This is a genomic window from Caballeronia sp. LZ032 (assembly GCF_031451315.1).
Taxonomy (GTDB): domain Bacteria; phylum Pseudomonadota; class Gammaproteobacteria; order Burkholderiales; family Burkholderiaceae; genus Caballeronia.
Genome location: NZ_JARUXP010000003.1, coordinates 297335 through 313089 on the forward strand (window position 1 = coordinate 297335; position 15755 = coordinate 313089).

Annotated in this window: 17 protein-coding genes; 10 read left to right on the forward strand and 7 right to left on the reverse strand. The window is 62.1% G+C overall.

Features of this window, described 5'->3' with window-relative positions; translation table 11 throughout:
* Positions 1-155 precede the first annotated feature (155 nt).
* The gene (locus QCE69_RS22930) at positions 156-968 is read left to right on the forward strand and encodes a helix-turn-helix transcriptional regulator (protein WP_309933200.1); all 813 of its coding nucleotides are present in this window, start codon (positions 156-158) and stop codon (positions 966-968) included.
* 6 nt (positions 969-974) lie between these two features.
* The gene (locus tag QCE69_RS22935) at positions 975-1622 is read left to right on the forward strand and encodes an NUDIX hydrolase (RefSeq protein ID WP_309933201.1); all 648 of its coding nucleotides are present in this window, start codon (positions 975-977) and stop codon (positions 1620-1622) included.
* Here the strand turns inward: QCE69_RS22935 and QCE69_RS22940 are convergent.
* Positions 1604-2044 carry a hypothetical protein gene (locus QCE69_RS22940; RefSeq protein ID WP_309933202.1) on the reverse strand — a complete coding sequence of 147 codons (441 nt, stop codon included), beginning with the start codon at positions 2042-2044 and terminating at the stop codon, positions 1604-1606. The genes QCE69_RS22935 and QCE69_RS22940 overlap by 19 nt on opposite strands.
* A 279-nt stretch (positions 2045-2323) precedes the next feature.
* On the opposite strand from QCE69_RS22940, the gene QCE69_RS22945 reads away from it, so the two are divergent.
* Positions 2324-3952 carry an NAD-dependent malic enzyme gene (locus QCE69_RS22945; protein WP_309933204.1) on the forward strand — a complete coding sequence of 543 codons (1629 nt, stop codon included), beginning with the start codon at positions 2324-2326 and terminating at the stop codon, positions 3950-3952.
* 91 nt (positions 3953-4043) lie between these two features.
* Here the strand turns inward: QCE69_RS22945 and QCE69_RS22950 are convergent, their stop codons facing one another.
* A complete protein-coding gene (locus QCE69_RS22950) occupies positions 4044-5144 on the reverse strand; it encodes a lipopolysaccharide biosynthesis protein (protein ID WP_309923332.1) in 1101 nt (366 codons plus the stop codon).
* A 764-nt stretch (positions 5145-5908) separates the two neighbouring features.
* On the opposite strand from QCE69_RS22950, the gene QCE69_RS22955 reads away from it, so the two are divergent.
* A complete protein-coding gene (locus QCE69_RS22955; protein ID WP_309923334.1) occupies positions 5909-7387 on the forward strand; it encodes an MFS transporter in 1479 nt (492 codons plus the stop codon).
* A 28-nt stretch (positions 7388-7415) separates the two neighbouring features.
* Positions 7416-8309 carry an MBL fold metallo-hydrolase gene (locus QCE69_RS22960; protein WP_309923336.1) on the forward strand — a complete coding sequence of 298 codons (894 nt, stop codon included), beginning with the start codon at positions 7416-7418 and terminating at the stop codon, positions 8307-8309.
* 6 nt (positions 8310-8315) lie between these two features.
* Here the strand turns inward: QCE69_RS22960 and QCE69_RS22965 are convergent, their stop codons facing one another.
* The 3 genes from QCE69_RS22965 to QCE69_RS22975 form a co-directional block, all read right to left on the reverse strand.
* Complete coding sequence (locus QCE69_RS22965) at positions 8316-9149, reverse strand: alpha/beta hydrolase (protein ID WP_309923338.1); 834 nt, start codon at positions 9147-9149, stop codon at positions 8316-8318.
* Positions 9150-9389: 240 nt separating this feature from the next.
* Positions 9390-10829 carry a beta-glucosidase gene (locus QCE69_RS22970; protein WP_404987423.1) on the reverse strand — a complete coding sequence of 480 codons (1440 nt, stop codon included), beginning with the start codon at positions 10827-10829 and terminating at the stop codon, positions 9390-9392.
* A 233-nt stretch (positions 10830-11062) separates the two neighbouring features.
* Complete coding sequence (locus tag QCE69_RS22975; protein WP_309923340.1) at positions 11063-11353, reverse strand: hypothetical protein; 291 nt, start codon at positions 11351-11353, stop codon at positions 11063-11065.
* Positions 11354-11422: 69 nt separating this feature from the next.
* Here QCE69_RS22975 and QCE69_RS22980 point away from each other — a divergent pair, with 69 nt between their 5' ends.
* Both QCE69_RS22980 and QCE69_RS22985 read left to right on the forward strand, forming a co-directional pair.
* Complete coding sequence (locus QCE69_RS22980) at positions 11423-11869, forward strand: SRPBCC family protein (protein WP_309933207.1); 447 nt, start codon at positions 11423-11425, stop codon at positions 11867-11869.
* Between the two features lie 129 nt (positions 11870-11998).
* On the forward strand, positions 11999-12346 hold the full coding sequence (locus tag QCE69_RS22985) for a hypothetical protein (RefSeq protein ID WP_309933208.1): 348 nt from the start codon (positions 11999-12001) through the stop codon (positions 12344-12346).
* 12 nt (positions 12347-12358) lie between these two features.
* Here QCE69_RS22985 and QCE69_RS22990 read toward each other — a convergent pair whose 3' ends face one another.
* Positions 12359-12661 carry a hypothetical protein gene (locus tag QCE69_RS22990; protein ID WP_309923346.1) on the reverse strand — a complete coding sequence of 101 codons (303 nt, stop codon included), beginning with the start codon at positions 12659-12661 and terminating at the stop codon, positions 12359-12361.
* Positions 12662-12913: 252 nt separating this feature from the next.
* On the opposite strand from QCE69_RS22990, the gene QCE69_RS22995 reads away from it, so the two are divergent.
* The gene (locus QCE69_RS22995) at positions 12914-13240 is read left to right on the forward strand and encodes an HdeA/HdeB family chaperone (RefSeq protein WP_309923348.1); all 327 of its coding nucleotides are present in this window, start codon (positions 12914-12916) and stop codon (positions 13238-13240) included.
* A 45-nt stretch (positions 13241-13285) separates the two neighbouring features.
* On the opposite strand, the gene QCE69_RS23000 is transcribed toward QCE69_RS22995, so the two are convergent.
* On the reverse strand, positions 13286-13759 hold the full coding sequence (locus tag QCE69_RS23000; RefSeq protein WP_309923349.1) for an Lrp/AsnC family transcriptional regulator: 474 nt from the start codon (positions 13757-13759) through the stop codon (positions 13286-13288).
* 65 nt (positions 13760-13824) lie between these two features.
* Here QCE69_RS23000 and QCE69_RS23005 point away from each other — a divergent pair, with 65 nt between their 5' ends.
* Positions 13825-15237: a 3-deoxy-D-arabino-heptulosonate 7-phosphate synthase gene (locus QCE69_RS23005; protein WP_309933210.1), complete on the forward strand. Its 1413-nt coding sequence runs from the start codon at positions 13825-13827 to the stop codon at positions 15235-15237.
* Between the two features lie 151 nt (positions 15238-15388).
* Positions 15389-15649 carry an RNA chaperone Hfq gene (hfq, locus tag QCE69_RS23010; protein WP_309818489.1) on the forward strand — a complete coding sequence of 87 codons (261 nt, stop codon included), beginning with the start codon at positions 15389-15391 and terminating at the stop codon, positions 15647-15649.
* Positions 15650-15755 lie beyond the last annotated feature (106 nt).

Here is a 15755-nt window from a genome sequence, read left to right on the forward strand (position 1 = left end):
CGTCTCCTTTCATATCCCTTTCAGACGCGCTGAACACGCCGGATGCGTCGCGCCATGTGATGATTCGCGCCTGGACTGCCGGCGTCACGGCCGATTATCAAGGTAATATTTTTGGCGAGAAATTACCCATCCGGGGTACCCCACAGGAGCACTGCATGGAGCTGGAATGGCGGGATCTCGCCTTTCACCGGGAGATCGGCTCGGCCATCGAGGCCCTCGACGGCCCGCAATTCTGGGCGCGTCTAACACGCGTGCTGGAACGGCACGTAGCCTTCGACAGCTGGGTCGCATTGCGCTTCCTGCGCGATGACTTGCCGCACGTGCTGGCCGAGCAGGCCTTGCCCGACGGCAAGATCGACGTATTGTTCCAGCACTATCTGTCGGCGATGTATCAGCTCGATCCGTTCTATCTCGCCGCCTTCGAGATGCGTCAGTCGGGCTTCTACACGCTCGCCGACGTCGCGCCCGACAACTTCCGCATGACCGAGTATTACCAGCGCTACTTCAAGCGCAATATCGTCGGCGATGAAGTGCATTTCAACGTGTACATCGGGCAGAACGAGACGATGGGTCTGTCGCTGGGCAAGACGAGCCGGTATGACGATCGCGAGACCGCGCTGCTCACGCTCTATGCGCCGTGGGTGCTGGCGCTGATGCAGCAGCGCGTGCGCTTCGAGCGAGAAGCGGCGCACGAGGCGCATGCGCCCGTGGAAGGCGATGACCAGCACATGGCCGCGCGCTTCGGCACGCTGGGCAGCCGGAGTGGGCGAAGCGTGCTGACGGCGCGCGAGACTGAAGTGGCGATGCTGATCCTGCGCGGCTTTTCCTCACGCGCGATCTCCGAGAAACTGGCGATCTCGTTTGAAACCGTGCGGGCGCACAAGAAGCATATCTACGCGAAGCTCGGCGTGAATTCACAGTCCGAGCTCTTTGCGATGTTCTACGAGTCCGACATGGATGCGAAGTGAGTCTCGATGAATAACCCCTTGCACACGACACCCGTCGCGCAGGCGCAGTTGCGCCTGCAACAGGCGCGCCGCCTGCTCGCGATTGCCCAGACGGGACTTCACTATGCCACCGGCGATTTCGACCGCGAGCGCTATGAGGAAATCGCGCAGATCGCGCATGCGCAACTCGCGGAGCTGGCGTCGATGGACACGCAGCACGTCGCGCAACTCTTCGCCTTCGCGTCTGGTTATGCCAATCCGAAGCTCGACGTGCGCTGTGCCGTATTCGATGACGAAGGGCGCATTCTGTTGGTGCGCGAGCTTGCGGATGGCAGGTGGTCTCTGCCGGGCGGATGGGCTGATATCGGTGTATCGCCGGCTGCGAACGCGGCCAAGGAAGCGCGCGAGGAGAGCGGCTTCACCGTCGATATCGTGCGCCTGCTTGCCGTGTGGGACATGAATGCGCATGCGCACCCGCCGTCCGTGTTCCATATCTGGAAGCTGGTGTTTCTCGGGCGGATTGCGCAGGCCGGCGACATCATCGGCAGCGAGACGAACGAGACCGGGTTCTTCCCGCTCGATGCCCTGCCGCCGCTCTCGCTGGGTCGCATCCTGCCCGAGCAGATCAGGCGGCTCGATGCATTGCGCCGCAGCGATCAGGTGGACTTCGACTGAAGCGCCTGCGCGCCCGGACCCACTCTGTGGATGTTGGCGGCGTACACCCAGTCGCGGGCGTGGTGCGCGATGAAATCAATGAATGCGGGCGGGCCGCTGCAATAGATCTGCGTGTTGGCGCGTGCGGGACTGAGCGCATGCGTACACGCTTGTTCGAAGAGCGCATGAGGCAGATCCACATGACGATGCACCTTGCCGTGATGACGCAGGGCGTCGATCTCGTCGTGCTGCGCGCTGCGGTCCGCGGACTGCAGGAAATGATGCAGCTCGAAGCGTTGTCCGGCCACGGCGAGCCGCCGTGCAATGCCCGCTATCGTCCGGGTGCTCGTGCCGCCCGCAAACAGGATGGAGCGCGTGTGCTGCTCCGGAATTGCGGATGTGCCTGCCGGACCGGCGATGACGGGACTGAGGTTGTCGCGCATGTCTTCTCCATGAATCGTTCGTTGGTGTGCCACGAATCGAGGCGGCATCGACGGCAATGCGCCTTCTGACCGAGAGTAGGTGCAGGCCGCGACGGCAACAAGGCGCTCGGCCGAATGTCTGTCATATAGGCATGCTGATAAGCGGACCCCGCGTTTCATCTGACCGAATAGGTCCAGTGCGGCGTCCGGTCAAGCGCTAAAAACCGTGCGTTTTCGCTTCATCGGTCCGTGAAGTCTGCCTACACTACGTGCTTAGGCTCACGTCCAGGGGAAGCGATCATGTCTCTTCAGACACATGGCTATGACGTCCTGCACAATCCGCGCTTGAATCACGGGACGGCGTTCACGCTCGAAGAACGCAAGACCTGGCGCATCGAAGGGCTGTTGCCGCCCGGAGTCAGCTCGCTCGAATTGCAGATTGCGCGCACGCATGCCGAGCTGTCGCAACTCGATAGCGACCTGCAGCGCTACCTGTTTCTCTCCGACATGCAGGCCCGCAACGAAACACTCTTCTATGCGTTGCTGATGTCCGATCCGGCCAGCTACATGCCGATCGTCTACACGCCGACAGTCGGGGAAGCATGTCAGAAGTTCGATCAGATCTTCAGGGCTACGCGCGGCCTCTACCTTCCGATCCATGCGCGCGGCCGCGTGAGGGAGTTGCTGGGCAACTGGCCGGAAACGGACGTTCGGTTCATCGTCGTGACGGATGGCGAGCGCATCCTGGGGCTCGGCGATCTGGGTGTCGGCGGCATGGGCATTCCGATCGGCAAGCTGGCGCTGTACACCGCCTGCGCAGGCGTGCCGCCGATGCATTGCCTGCCCGTCATGCTGGATGTCGGCACGAACAACCAGACATTGCTCGAAGACCCGCTTTATCTCGGCCTGCGGCAGGAACGCGTACGTGGCGCCGACTACGATGCGTTTCTTGACGAATTTGTGAACGCGGTCCAGGACGCGTATCCGAAGTGCTGCATCCAGTGGGAGGACTTCGCGAACTTCAACGCCGTGCCGTTGCTGGCGCGCTACAAGGACCGGGTCTGCACCTATAACGACGACATCCAGGGCACCGCGGCCGTCGCGCTGGCCGGCATCTATGGCGCACTGCGCATCTCCGGACAGAAGCTGACCGAACAGCGCTTCCTGTTCCTCGGCGGCGGATCGGCGGCGACAGGTATTGCCGAACTCGTCAGCGAAGCCATGGCGCTCGAAGGCCTGGACATCGACGCGGCCCGGGCGCGCAACAGCCTCTTCGACATCAACGGACTGATGGTCCGCTCGCGCACGGATCTCGCGGCGTTCCAGCAGCCCTTCGCGATCGATCACGAACCGCTCGACAGCTTCGTCGACGCAGTGCGCGCGCTCAAACCTACCGGCATCATCGGCGTGAGCACGGTGCCCAAACTGTTCAACCAGCCGGTTATCGAAGCAATGAGCGAGATCAACGAACGCCCGATCATCTTCCCCTATTCGAATCCGACTTCGCGTTCCGAGTGCACTGCCGAGGAAGCGTATCGCTGGTCGAAAGGGCAGGCGATTTTCGCGAGCGGCAGCCCGTTCGGACCGGTCGAGATCGAAGGACGGCAGTTCGTGCCGGGACAGGGCAACAACGTGTACATCTTTCCCGCGATGGGCATGGCGGTCTTCGCCACCGAAGCGACGCGGGTGACCGAAGACATGTTCATCGTCGCGGCGAAGGCGGTCGCCGAGCAGGTCAGCGATGAAAGTCTCGGCAAGGGCTTGATCTACCCGCCGCAGAGCGGAATCTTCGAGGCGTCGATGCACGTGGCCGCCAAGGTGGCGGAATACATCTTCGAGCAGGGACTCGCGCGTGTGAAGCGGCCGGACGATCTGCTGGCCCACATGAAAGCGGTTGCCTATGTGCCGGCGTATCGGCCGCTGTTGTAGGGATTCACCGCGCCGCAAACGCAACGAGCGACCGCCAGGGTCGCTCGTTGCGTTTCGAACTACGCGGGATCTGCGGATCCCGCGTCATGCATTACATCGGGTGGGATGCAACGAAGTTCTTGTAGGCCGTGTAAGCCGGCTTTTGCGTCTTGCCGTCGCCGCGCAGCAGGCCGAAGTTGCCTTCGCTGTCGTCATACAGTTCGAACTGCTGGATCGACTGGATGTTGTACTTCGACGCCACGCTCTGGAACTGCGCCATCATCGTGTTGCCCGACATGTAGTTCGCGATCTGCTGATCCGAGCCGTAGTTCGGACGGACGCCGAACTCGTTGATCCAGATGGGACGGCCAAGCGACTTGAGCACGGCCAGCATGTCGTAGCAACCCGAACCGCCGCATGCGTGCGTCATGTCGCCCTGATCCGAGTACCAGTGCCACGCGGTGATGTCCCAGCTGACGGTCGGGTGACCGTGCGTGCCGTCCGGCTGCGAACCGTCGAGCAGCATCTGGAAGAACGAGTAGTGCAGCCAGGTGCCGTTGATGATGATCTTCGCCGAGCTGTTCACCGACTTCACACCTGCGATCAGGCCGCGATACACGCCACGCGCGACGACGAACGGCTGGTTCTTGTAGTGCTTCCAGTTGGTGCCGTCGACATTGCCGTTGAGCGCCTGCGCTTCGAGTTCGTTGGCGACTTCGTAGTATTGCCAGTTGTAGGTCTGCGCGACCTGGCGGCCCAGCGTATAGCCCGCGTTGTAGGCGTCCTGCTCGTTGTTGTAGTTGGCGCCGAGCATCAGCACCGGATAGACCGTCACGCCGCCGGCGGCCATCGTCTGCGTCATCTTCGCGACGACTGCGGCCGATGCCACGTTGTACACGTCGTTACGATAGATCTTCGCGCCGAGGTCCTTCAGCTGTGCAAGCTGGGTTGCGACCGGCGTGCCGTCGTAGGCGCCGCCGTTGGTGTTGCGGCCATTCACGCCGTAGAAGATGGACGAGCTGGTCGCAGCCTTTGCGGTGGATTCAGGCAGGTCGCTGGCCTTGGCGGTGGCGGCTGCGTCGAGGGCGGAATCACCGCCGCCGCCGCATGCGGCGAGCAGAACGCTGGTGAGGACGGCGGTCGCGACGGCCGTGATCTTGCGTGCGGAGAAAACGTTGAAGCGGCGAACGGAGGTTTGGTTACGAGTCGTCATTGCGATCAGCAGGGCTAATGGGTGAGCGCAACGATCGTGAATTCATACACGCTTGATGGACCTGTCTGTGCGCAATTCGAAACTGCTTTGAATCGCATCCATCCGTTCTCATCGTTGAGATGACATTGATTAGTCATCCGGAAGATAAGCGCACCAGTCCTGTCAGCCGCGCTCATTGCGCTGGCGGACGGTGGGGTGCGACACGGATTTTTTACCGACAAGATCCAGTGCGTGACACGACTAGCGCTCTGGATGGCAGAGTCGAGCAAATGAAAGGGTCATTCGCCCGGTTAAGCCTCGTGAAATAACATCAGATCATTTTCAAGGCTACGTCGACGGAACTGGTACAACGTTTGCGCGTGTCCGGTAAAAAAAGCCGATTTCTCGGAGGTTCTGTCCCGGTTCAGCAAGCATTGCCGAAAACCTGATCAACGGAACGAACTTTATCTTCTTATGAGATGAATGTAAACGCTTGTCTCAGTAAAAAAATCTTTTGTCGTACTTGGGATGCAGCAAGAATTGCAGTGACATGCAAAACGTTCACCGTAGAAACCCTGATCGCGAACGCGCGTGCGAAATGCAAGGAGTATTGAATAAAATTTACCGGGTAGAAATTGCGACCAGCCTCTCTCGCTATCGGCGTCGTTGGTTATCGCATAACAGGTATTCGAGCATCCCCAACACGCCAGTACTAAGCTCGGAATTCGTCGTTTCGCAAACCGCGAATCGACTACGGCAGCGCCATCGAAACTGGCGTGCTCAGCATGATCTCCCTCCTGCTCGAAAGCTCCGGCATGGCCGAATTCATCTCGGCCGTGTGCCGGGTCGCGTTCGTCCGTCCGGGTGACATCAACGCTGAATCCGCTTGCCTCGCGGCGCAGACAATAACGAAGAAATGGCGGGAGACAGGAATGGTCGATAACAAGGATATCCGGCGCGTCGCATGGTCGAGCGCGATCGGCGCGACGCTCGAGTGGTACGACTTCTTCATATTCGGATCGGCGGCGGCGCTGATCTTCAACAAGCTGTTCTTCCCGGCCTTCGACCCCGTCGCGGGCACCATCGCTTCGCTGGCGACCTTTGCGGTCGGCTTCATTGCGCGTCCGCTGGGCGGTATCGTGTTCGGTCATTTCGGCGATCGCATCGGCCGCAAGGCGATGCTCGTCATGAGCCTCACGATGATGGGCGGCGTGACCTTCCTCATCGGCCTGTTGCCGACGTATGCGCAAGTCGGCGTTGCCGCGCCGATCCTGCTGACGGTGATGCGCTTCCTGCAAGGCTTCGCCGTCGGCGGCGAATGGGGCGGCGCCACGCTGATGGTGATCGAACATGCGCCGGCGAAGAAGCGGGGTGCGTTCGGCAGCTGGCCTCAGTGCGGCATTCCCGCCGCGTTGTTGTTGTCGACAGGCGTCATGGCCCTCACCACGGCGATGTTCTCGAGCGAGCAATTCGCCGCGTGGGGATGGCGCATTCCATTTCTCGTGAGCGGTGTGCTGGTGGTGTTCGGCATCGTGCTCCGGCGCAGCGTCTCCGAATCACCCAGCTTCAGGAAGCTGCAGAAGGCCAATGCGAAGGATCGTCTGCCCATCGCAACCGTGCTCCGGACCGAGAAGCGCAAGACGCTTTGCCTGCTGGCCGCGCAAGCAGCGGAGAACACGAGTTTCTATGCCATCGCGGTCTACTCGCTGGTGTATCTGACGCAGGATCTGCACGTGCCGCGACCGCTCGCCTTGCGCGCGCTGATGATCGGCGCGTTACTGCAAACCGTCACGCAACCGATCTTCGGCGCGCTCTCGGATCGCATCGGCCGCAAGCGGGTTTATATGGGCGGCATGATTTTCATCGGCCTGTTCATCTTTCCCTTCTATGCCATGCTTCATACGGCCAGCTATCCGATGATCGTCGCGGCCATTTCGATTGCGCTGATCGGACAGGGCAGCACGCAAGCCACGCAGCCCAGCCTGATGGGCGAACAGTTCCACGCGGCGATCCGCTATAGCGGCGTGTCGGTGGCGTATCAGTTCGCCACCGTCGTGTGGAGCGGTCCCACGCCGATTCTCGCCGCGTTGATGGTGGGCTGGGCGGGCAGCTACTGGCCGCTTGCGGCGTATATCGCGCTGGCTTCCGTCATCTCGGTGATCGGCATCACGCAACTGCGCGAGGCCGCCGGTCAGGAACTGGGCGCGGCGGAACCCGCGGCCGTCGAGGACGACGCCGTGCAACGCGAAGCCGCCGCTGCGTGAGCACAACCTTCATCAGGAGACAACCCACATGATTCGATTCAGGATCGGCAAGATCACGGCGACGCTCGTCGAAGAGATGGTGGATCACTCGTTCAACTTCCTGAAGTTCTTTCCGCTGGCGACCGAAGAGGCGCTCGCCGAAAATCTCTCGTGGATGACGCCGGGCCACTATGACGCGGCCTCGGGGCGCCTGTTGCTCAGCATGCATTCATGGCTCCTCGATACCGGCAAGCACAAGATCCTCATCGACGGCTGCGTCGGCAATGGCAAGGACCGGCCCGGCCGGCCCGACTGGTGCGGACTCGACACGCCGTTTCTCGATCGGCTCGCTGCCGCCGGCGCGACGCCCGAAGAGATCGACTATGTGCTCTGCACGCATCTGCATGCCGATCACATCGGCTGGAACACGCGGCTCGTCGGCGGGCGCTGGGTGCCTACGTTCGCGAACGCGAAGTATGTGTTCTCGCGGCGCGAGCACGCCTTCTGGGAAGCGAAGTGCGCAGCCGACGCAGGCAAGGGCGGCCCGCATCTGATCGCGTATCAGGACAGCGTGCTGCCGGTGATCGAAGCGGGGCAGGCGATGATCGTCGACGACTACGCCGAGCTCGCCGGTTGCCTCACGCTCGAACCGGCGCCGGGACACACGCCGGGGCATGTGGCGATCTGGGTCAAGTCTGACGATGCACGCGCCGTGATGACTGGCGACATCATCCATCACCCGGTGCAGGTCCGGTATCCGCAATGGAGCTGCTTTGGCTGTATCGATCCGGTGCAGTCGGCGCAGACACGCGAGCGGGTCTTGCAGGCAACCTGCGAGCATCGCGCATTGCTATTGCCCGGGCATTTCATGGCGCCGCATGCGGGCTATATCGACGAGGCGCGCAACGGCTTCGCGCTGCGCTGGGCCGAACCGGAAGCCTGATGAATGCTAATGCGCGTCGATGAACGCGACGACATCGGCCAGCACCGGAGAGGGCTTGCCCGGTTTGGCCGAGAATGACTCGACGATCGTCACGTGCCCGAGCCCCGGGTACTTCTTCAACTCCACCTTGTCGTGATGCGCGCGCAGGACATCGGCGAAGCGGTCGCTGTTGCGCGGATCGACATCCTTGTCGTCGGTGCCGGCAGCGAGGAACATCGGCGGCTCGTTGCCGTCGACGAAGGCAATCGGAAGCGCCTGTGAACGCAACGCGGCAGGGAAGATCTCGTCCATGTGCGGGTCCGTCGTCGGAATGACGGCGTACGGTCCCGCCAGTCCGATCATGCCGGCAAGCGAGCGATTCGAGAGCCCATGCGCCGCCAGATAGCGCGGATCGGTTGCGAGCATCGACGCCATGTGTGCGCCGGACGAATGTCCCATGACGAACAGGCGCTGCGGATCGCCGCCGAATTCATGCGCGTGATCGTGCGCCCAGCGTACAGCCGTGGCGGGATCATCGAGGAAGCTGGGAAAGACCGTGTCCGGATACAGGCGATAGTCCGCCGCGACGGTCACGACGCCATGTGCGGCGAGCGCCTGCGCCACGCCATGCGAGTCCGAGCGATGGCCGCTCTGCCACGCGCCGCCATAGAAGTACACGACGATGGGCCGCTTTGAACCGGCATCGGCGGCCGGGGCGTATAGATCGAGCCGCTGGCGGCGCGCGGCGCCATAAGGGATGCCGCCCGCTTCGTCGTGTTCGCGCGCACGCGGGGCGATGACGCCCACTGCGCAGGCGGCCAATGCCGCGGAGATGAATCGTCGTCTGGTGATGACACGCATGGTGCTGTCGACCCGCAATGGTTCCGGTACAGCCGTCATTAGACGATGTCTCGCGCGGCGCTGTACGTGCGCAAGACATCGCTCACACAATATGTCCGGATCGGAAGGAGGATCGAAGCGCCCGATACGCGCACAGTGTTAGGTATCGCACCGAAGCGTGGCGCGTGAGGCAAAAAACGACAAGTCCCGGTGGACGGCTGCGCGCCGTGCACCGGGACTCTGCTCACATGAAGCTCAGGCTTAGTGCGATGCCTGAACAGCCGCCTTCATGGTCGCGTAGATGGCCTTCTTCTGGCCGCTGTTGGTGAGGATGCCGTAGTCGCCGGTGGGATCGTCATAGAGCTCGTACCACTGGAAGCCCACCACGCCATACGTGTTACGCGCCGCGTACAGCTCAGGAATCGTCTTCGTGATGTAGGCCTGCGCCTGCTGTGTCGTGAAGTCGAAGTTCACGCCGATTTCCGTAAACATGATCGGCAGGTTATAGGCGTCGTGAAGGATCTTCAGCACGTTGTAGTTGGTGCCGTCCTTGCCCCAGGTGTTCTGCGGATCAAGGCCGTCCGAATACCAGTGCAGCTGGATGATGTCGGTCTTCACCTTCGGATGCCCGGTTGAACCGTCCGGCTGAACGCCCGTCAGCATGCCCTTGTACCAGCCCAGATAGAGGAAACCCGCCGATGCCGTCGCGATGACCTTCGTCTGTCCCGCCGTATCGACCGAACGCCAGCCGTCGTAGTAACCACGCAGCGCGCCGCGCCAGATCGGCCAGGTCGTGTTGTCGTAGTCGGAGACATTGACGCCGTCGTTCGCGATGCGCTTGTTGTGAACGTCGAGATCGTATTCGTTACCGAACTCCACCACCGGCACGCCCTTCAGCTTCGTCGCCGCGTAGGCCGCCATGTTGTAGGCGTAGGTGTAGGCGCTCGATTCCGTCGGCGTCTTGCCGTTCAAGGTCGGATCGTCCCAAGGGTAGGCGTCGATCAGCGGCATCACCGTGACACTCGAACCGAGACCGGGGATGACTTTCTCCGCCAGCGTATCGATCTGATCGTAGCCGTGCACGTCCTGACGAATGCCGGTGAGACCGAGGTCGACCATCGTCGCTGCCTGGGTGCTCAGCGGAGTCTGCGAATAGACGCCGCCGTAAGCGTAATGCTCGTTGACGCCGAAGAAGGGCATGCCCGGCGCGCCCGACGTGGACGTGCCCGTGGACGCCGCGGTTGTCGACGATGCGCTCGACGGCGCCGATGCGGCCGTCGAAGACGATGCAGGCGAAGAGGCTGCGGTCGAACCCGAGGCCGAGCCCGTAGTGGTGCCTGACGTGGTGCCCGTCGATGAACCCGTGGACGTGGCGGGACGCGGGTCCGCCGACACGACCCAGGTGTTGTTCTGCCAGACCCACCATAGCTTGTTCACGTTCTGCTGATAGATCTTGCCCGCGTACCAGAGCAGCGCGATCACGTCCTGCGAGAAGCCGGCTTTCACATTCGCGCGATAGATGACGCCGCTTTTCACGGTCCACACGGCGCCGCTGGAGTCATTGAGCGACGTGGCGGGCGGAATGACGGTGCCGCTCACGGAAGCGGGATGCCGGTTGATATCGATGACCGTGGCGGGATCAGCGCTGTTGGCGACGCTCGACGGACCACCGTTGTCACTCCCGCCACCGCAGGCTGACAAGATAAGCGCACCTAAGCAGTACGCATAAGCACTCGTACGGAGATTTTTCATTTCTTTTAGATCCGGAAATCGTTGATTGGAATCGCCGGAGAAAAATGTCCCCACTGCTTTCGAATGGCCATTCGAAGCAGTCGGAAAAGTGGCGATCGGGCTAGACGTTCGCGGGAGAAATGCGATGCGAAACGCGCTTCAGTCGGTTTGTTGGCGACTTGAAGAAATGTTACACAGCTGAATCAAGATGAGTATGACGTAAGAAGTAACTTCTTGTAACCAAAATGGACGACGCGAAAAAATTGCATGTCATTCCATAATATGAATGCAATTGGATGCCGCGCAGGGGCTTGCAATACGGCTTTTGAGTCGTCCCCGATATCTTTTATATTGGTTATACAAAAGAGGATGAGCGAATGCGGTAAATCTGGCAATGGCGGTTTTGTATCGCCGAAGAAACATGCTTGTGAAACTTTGACGACAACCATCACTTCTTTTGGCAGGTAATCGCGCCAGGCCAATATGCTGGCCATCTGTCGATTTACCCTTCGATGAAACGTCGTCGATATATCTCCAACCTGTCCTGAGAAGAGGAAATCACCATGGCTACCGGAACCGTTCAATTGCACCGCGTCTTGCGCACTCCGCCGGAACGCGTTTATCGCGCGTTTCTTGAACCCGACGCCATCGCGAAATGGCTGCCGCCCTATGGCTTCACCTGCCGGGTTCATCAACTGGATGCGCGTGTCGGCGGGACGCACAAGATGTCGTTTCATCAATTCGGCACGAGCAACGGCCATTCATTCGGCGGCGAGTATCTGGAACTCGTGCCGAACGAAAAGCTTTGCTATACCGACCGTTTCGACGACGCCAACCTGCCTGGCGAAATGCGCGTCACGGTGACCTTGCGACAGGTGTCGTGCGGGACCGAACTGAGGATCGTGCAGGAGGGCATTCCGGAAGCGATCCCGGTGGAGATGTGTTATCTCGGCTGGCAGGAATCGCTGCTGCAACTGGCGAGACTGGTCGAGCCGCAGATTCCGGAGTGACAAGCGCGTATTCCGATTGATGTCGCGGGTGGCGGTTTTTATTCGAGGGCGTCAGCGGGTTACGATGCGTGAACCTGTCAAAGGTGAACGCAGGCAGGCCCGCCTGTGGCACAACGAGAAACCGCAGCCATGCAAACGAACCGGATCGTCCTGACGCTGTACATGGACGAAGAAACCGCGGCCGCATCGGTCACGGCGAGTCTCTTGCACCGGCTCCAGCGTTCGGTCGATCACATCGTGATCGAGCGAAGCGTTGCGACAGGCGAGCCGTCGCGCACGGCAACCATGCTCGTTGCCGTGCTCGGCCCGCGGGACATCATGGAGTTCGCTCATCAGCTGCACGACTGGCTCGCCCGCAACGGGTCCGCCGAAATCGCGATCGGCGCGAATCCGATCACGCCATGCCGGGGGCTGACCACCGGGCAATTGCACATGCTTCTCGCGAGTGCCGTCGAGGACGAGCACGCGCCGCGCTAAGGCATCCGGCATTCATCTCCAGTAGCCGACACCATAGCGCGGTCCCCACCAGCCCGGATGTCCCCAGTACCCGACCGCGACAGGCGGCGCATAGACAGGCGGCGGCGCGTAATAGGCGGGTGGCGGCGCATATACGGTCGCCGGAGCGTAGGGCGCATAGGGAACGTAAGGAGACACGGGCACGACCGCCGGCGCCATCACGACAGGCGCGACTGGCATGCCGATACTCATCCCGACGAAGACATGCGCCTGAGCCGCGCTGATGCACCCAAGGCTCAGCACCGTGGCGGCGATCACATAACCGGTCTTCTTCATGATGGTTCTCCTCAGAACGCGGTGCGGCTTGAGTGCGCATCGGTTGAGGATGATTCTCGGCGTCGTGAATGAGCGGCGAATTAGGGCAGTGCGCGGCCTTCGCGCAGCCTGTGCGGCATCGTGCAGTCAAGCCGAAAGCCTGTTTCGATGGCGCGCATCGCATTTGACGAGTCAGCTTTCCTACTATGACCAAGCAGGCCTGAAGTGCATGAAGAAGCGTATTCAACACAACAACCTCTTCCAAGGAAAGCCATGAAGCCAGCCTATGTTCTGATGACCCTGACGTGTGCCCTTGCCGCTCAATCGGTGTTTGCGGACGACCAACCCGTCGCGCCCATGAAGATGACCTGCGAGCAATTCACCCAGCTCGATGACGCCTATCGCCCCGCGCTCGTCTACTGGGTCGCGGGCGTGGACAAGCTCGGCATCAAGGAAACGGACAGAGTCGTGGTCGATACGGCGCATCCGGTCGGCGAGATCGTCGCCACGGAATGCAAGAAGGATCCGAACGCGCCGTTCGTGAAAAAAGTGCGGTCGATGATCAAATCCAACCAGATCTCGCTCTTCGACCATCACTGAAGATCTGCGGCGGGCATCGCGGCATGGCCGCGATGCCTTTGCACTTCATGACTCGAGCGGCACGGCACTGACGCACTTGAGTTCGTCGAGACAGACGCTGGACTTGACGCCGCTCACGCCGGGAATGCGCATCAACGTGTCGAGCAGGAATTCCGACAGTCCCTTGAGATCCCGCGCGATCACCTTCAGCATGTAGTCCACGTCGCCGGCCACGGCGAAGCACTCCTGGATCTCGGCCAGCCGGCTGACCACGCCTTTGAATTTGGCCAGATCGCGCACGTGGCCACGCTCCATCGTCACCTGAATGAAGGCCACCACGCCGAAGCCGAGCATCTGGGCATCCAGACGCGTTTCATAGCCCCTGATGACGCCCAGCTCCTCGAGGCGTCGATGTCGCCTGAGTGTCTGCGCGGGTGAGAGACTGATGGCTTCGGCCAGTTCGAGATTGGAAATGCGCCCGCGCGCCTGGAGCATGGCGAGCAGGCGCAGGTCGATGCGATCGATCTCGATGGTCTGCAATTTTCTTTCTCCCCTGGAGCAAACGATGAAACGTGCATGCACGAAAACCGGCTGCGACGCTGCAAATGCGAAATCATAGCGTGCCGCCGCCCGGCGCCGGACCCACGCCGCTCGATGCCCTGCTGAATGAAATCGTGCGGCGCTACCGGCTGACGGAGATCGGTCCGACGTCGTGGCCGCTCGACGCAGCGCAACCGGCGACGACGCTCGCCCTCGACATCGAGCGCGCGCGTGAGGCGAGCGCACGCGGCGAGGCGCCCGACGCCGCCTGTCGTCTGCGTTTCCTGCATACGCTTGCGCGCCTGATCGGCGATGCCATGCATCCCGATTCCGGCGATGCCGCATTCCAGGCCCTGGTGCTGCGCCATTGCTCGGCCTGGGTGGGCGAATACGCGTCGCTTTCGGCGCAGGCCGCTCAGGACCGCAGACGGATCCGCACGGAAGTGGCGGCAATCGCGCATCCGGCGAAGCTGGACCGTACGCCGGCGGGTGTCCGGCGAACCTTGCTGGCGCACCTGCATGCGGCAGCTTCAGTCGCGCGTCCAGCCGAATTGCAGGACGCCGTGAAGGCGTTGCTGGACCTTCCCGACGTCGCCGCCGACGCTTCCTTGCACGAGGCGCTGGCGCGTCTCCAGCGTGGTGCCCCGCTCGAACGGCTCTTCCGTCTCGAAACGCTGGAGCAGGATGAGCGCGTGCGCCGCTACCGCGCGCTGTGGGACCGCCAGGGGCCGGCGCCGGGCAGCGACGAGGCGGCCGCACGCGGCGCGCGATCGCGAGCGCGCGGGGCGAGCGCGGAGGCGTCGGCGGCGGACGCCCTGCGCGCGCTGGCACGGCGGCTCAATCATCTGGAAGCGGGGAGGGCGGAGTATGGCGTCGTGACCTCCCTGCGCGTGCCGGCCACGATTCCCGGCAGCGCGGCGCACGCCAAGAGCGAGTGGGATGCCGTGCTGTTGCGGCGCGCAGCGCCGGGCGCGGCGGCTTCGGCCTGGGATGTGTGTCTGCTGGTGGAGGCGAAATCCTCCGTCGATGCCGCCGCGACCGATTTCCCGCGGCTGCTGCGCGGCGTGCGGCTGCTCGCGTGCGCCGAAGCGGACATCGAGTACGCCTTTGGTGCGCGGGAGGGCGAAGTGCGCCTGCGCGGCGCGTCGCTGGCAGCGTTGCGCACGGATGAAGCCGCATTGAGGCGTTCAATCCTGTATTGTTGCGATGCGCCCGCGGAGCCTGCGCCGCGCCTGCTGAACGCGGCGGGCCGCATGCAACTCCTGACCGCTCCGGCGAGTCTGAGCTTTGCGGCGCGGCTGGACGAAGGCTTCCTGGCGGAACCCGCCGAACTGGAACCTGTATGGAAGGAGTTGCTGTCCTCGCCCCGCTGGGCTACCGTGCTGAATCAGTACCCGATACTGCGTCAGGTCCGGGAGTTGATGGTTCATCCGCATGATCTGCTTGCCGTGGCAGGCGCTGCGGCCGGCGGCCGCTGATTGCGGCACGCCGGGCGGCGATAATGCCGTATTGCCGATGAACCGGCCACCCGATACGCACCAACTGAAGGCATGTGGACTGCTGGGCTTCATGTATTTCACCGTAAGCGCCAGCAAGGCCATTCCTGTTTAATTACCGATCGAGCTTGCCATGTCAGAAGCTGTTACAAATCCGCAAAATGATTTCCTGAACGCGTTGCGCAAAGAGCGCAAGCGCGTCGCTATTTTTCTTGTCAACGGGATCAAGCTGACGGGCCACATCCAGTCGTTCGATCCTTACATGGTCTATCTCAGCTCGACAGCCGGCGCGCAATCCATCTACAAGCACGCCATTTCCACCATCAGCGAAGATCACGACCGTCCGCATCGCACGGATCGCCCCGAGCGCCGTCCGCACGGGCCGGCCCGCTGAGCGGCGCGGCTGCTTCCTGGCTTTGCATCCCTTCCCGTTGCGCTGACCGCGTCGCGAGCCCCGATTGCCGGGGCTCGACCGAACGCGCGTTCCAGTGCACGATCTC

Bases quoted from the DNA above. Each gene is read 5' to 3' on its own strand.
- QCE69_RS22930 (WP_309933200.1), top strand. From the start codon at position 156: ATGGAGCTGGAATGGCGGGATCTCGCCTTTCACCGGGAGATCGGCTCG.
- QCE69_RS22935 (WP_309933201.1), top strand. From the start codon at position 975: ATGAATAACCCCTTGCACACGACACCCGTCGCGCAGGCGCAGTTGCGC.
- QCE69_RS22940 (WP_309933202.1), bottom strand. From the start codon at position 2,044: ATGCGCGACAACCTCAGTCCCGTCATCGCCGGTCCGGCAGGCACATCC.
- QCE69_RS22945 (WP_309933204.1), top strand. From the start codon at position 2,324: ATGTCTCTTCAGACACATGGCTATGACGTCCTGCACAATCCGCGCTTG.
- QCE69_RS22950 (WP_309923332.1), bottom strand. From the start codon at position 5,144: ATGACGACTCGTAACCAAACCTCCGTTCGCCGCTTCAACGTTTTCTCC.
- QCE69_RS22955 (WP_309923334.1), top strand. From the start codon at position 5,909: ATGATCTCCCTCCTGCTCGAAAGCTCCGGCATGGCCGAATTCATCTCG.
- QCE69_RS22960 (WP_309923336.1), top strand. From the start codon at position 7,416: ATGATTCGATTCAGGATCGGCAAGATCACGGCGACGCTCGTCGAAGAG.
- QCE69_RS22965 (WP_309923338.1), bottom strand. From the start codon at position 9,149: ATGCGTGTCATCACCAGACGACGATTCATCTCCGCGGCATTGGCCGCC.
- QCE69_RS22975 (WP_309923340.1), bottom strand. From the start codon at position 11,353: ATGGCCAGCATATTGGCCTGGCGCGATTACCTGCCAAAAGAAGTGATG.
- QCE69_RS22980 (WP_309933207.1), top strand. From the start codon at position 11,423: ATGGCTACCGGAACCGTTCAATTGCACCGCGTCTTGCGCACTCCGCCG.
- QCE69_RS22985 (WP_309933208.1), top strand. From the start codon at position 11,999: ATGCAAACGAACCGGATCGTCCTGACGCTGTACATGGACGAAGAAACC.
- QCE69_RS22990 (WP_309923346.1), bottom strand. From the start codon at position 12,661: ATGAAGAAGACCGGTTATGTGATCGCCGCCACGGTGCTGAGCCTTGGG.
- QCE69_RS22995 (WP_309923348.1), top strand. From the start codon at position 12,914: ATGAAGCCAGCCTATGTTCTGATGACCCTGACGTGTGCCCTTGCCGCT.
- QCE69_RS23005 (WP_309933210.1), top strand. From the start codon at position 13,825: ATGCGAAATCATAGCGTGCCGCCGCCCGGCGCCGGACCCACGCCGCTC.
- hfq (WP_309818489.1), top strand. From the start codon at position 15,389: ATGTCAGAAGCTGTTACAAATCCGCAAAATGATTTCCTGAACGCGTTG.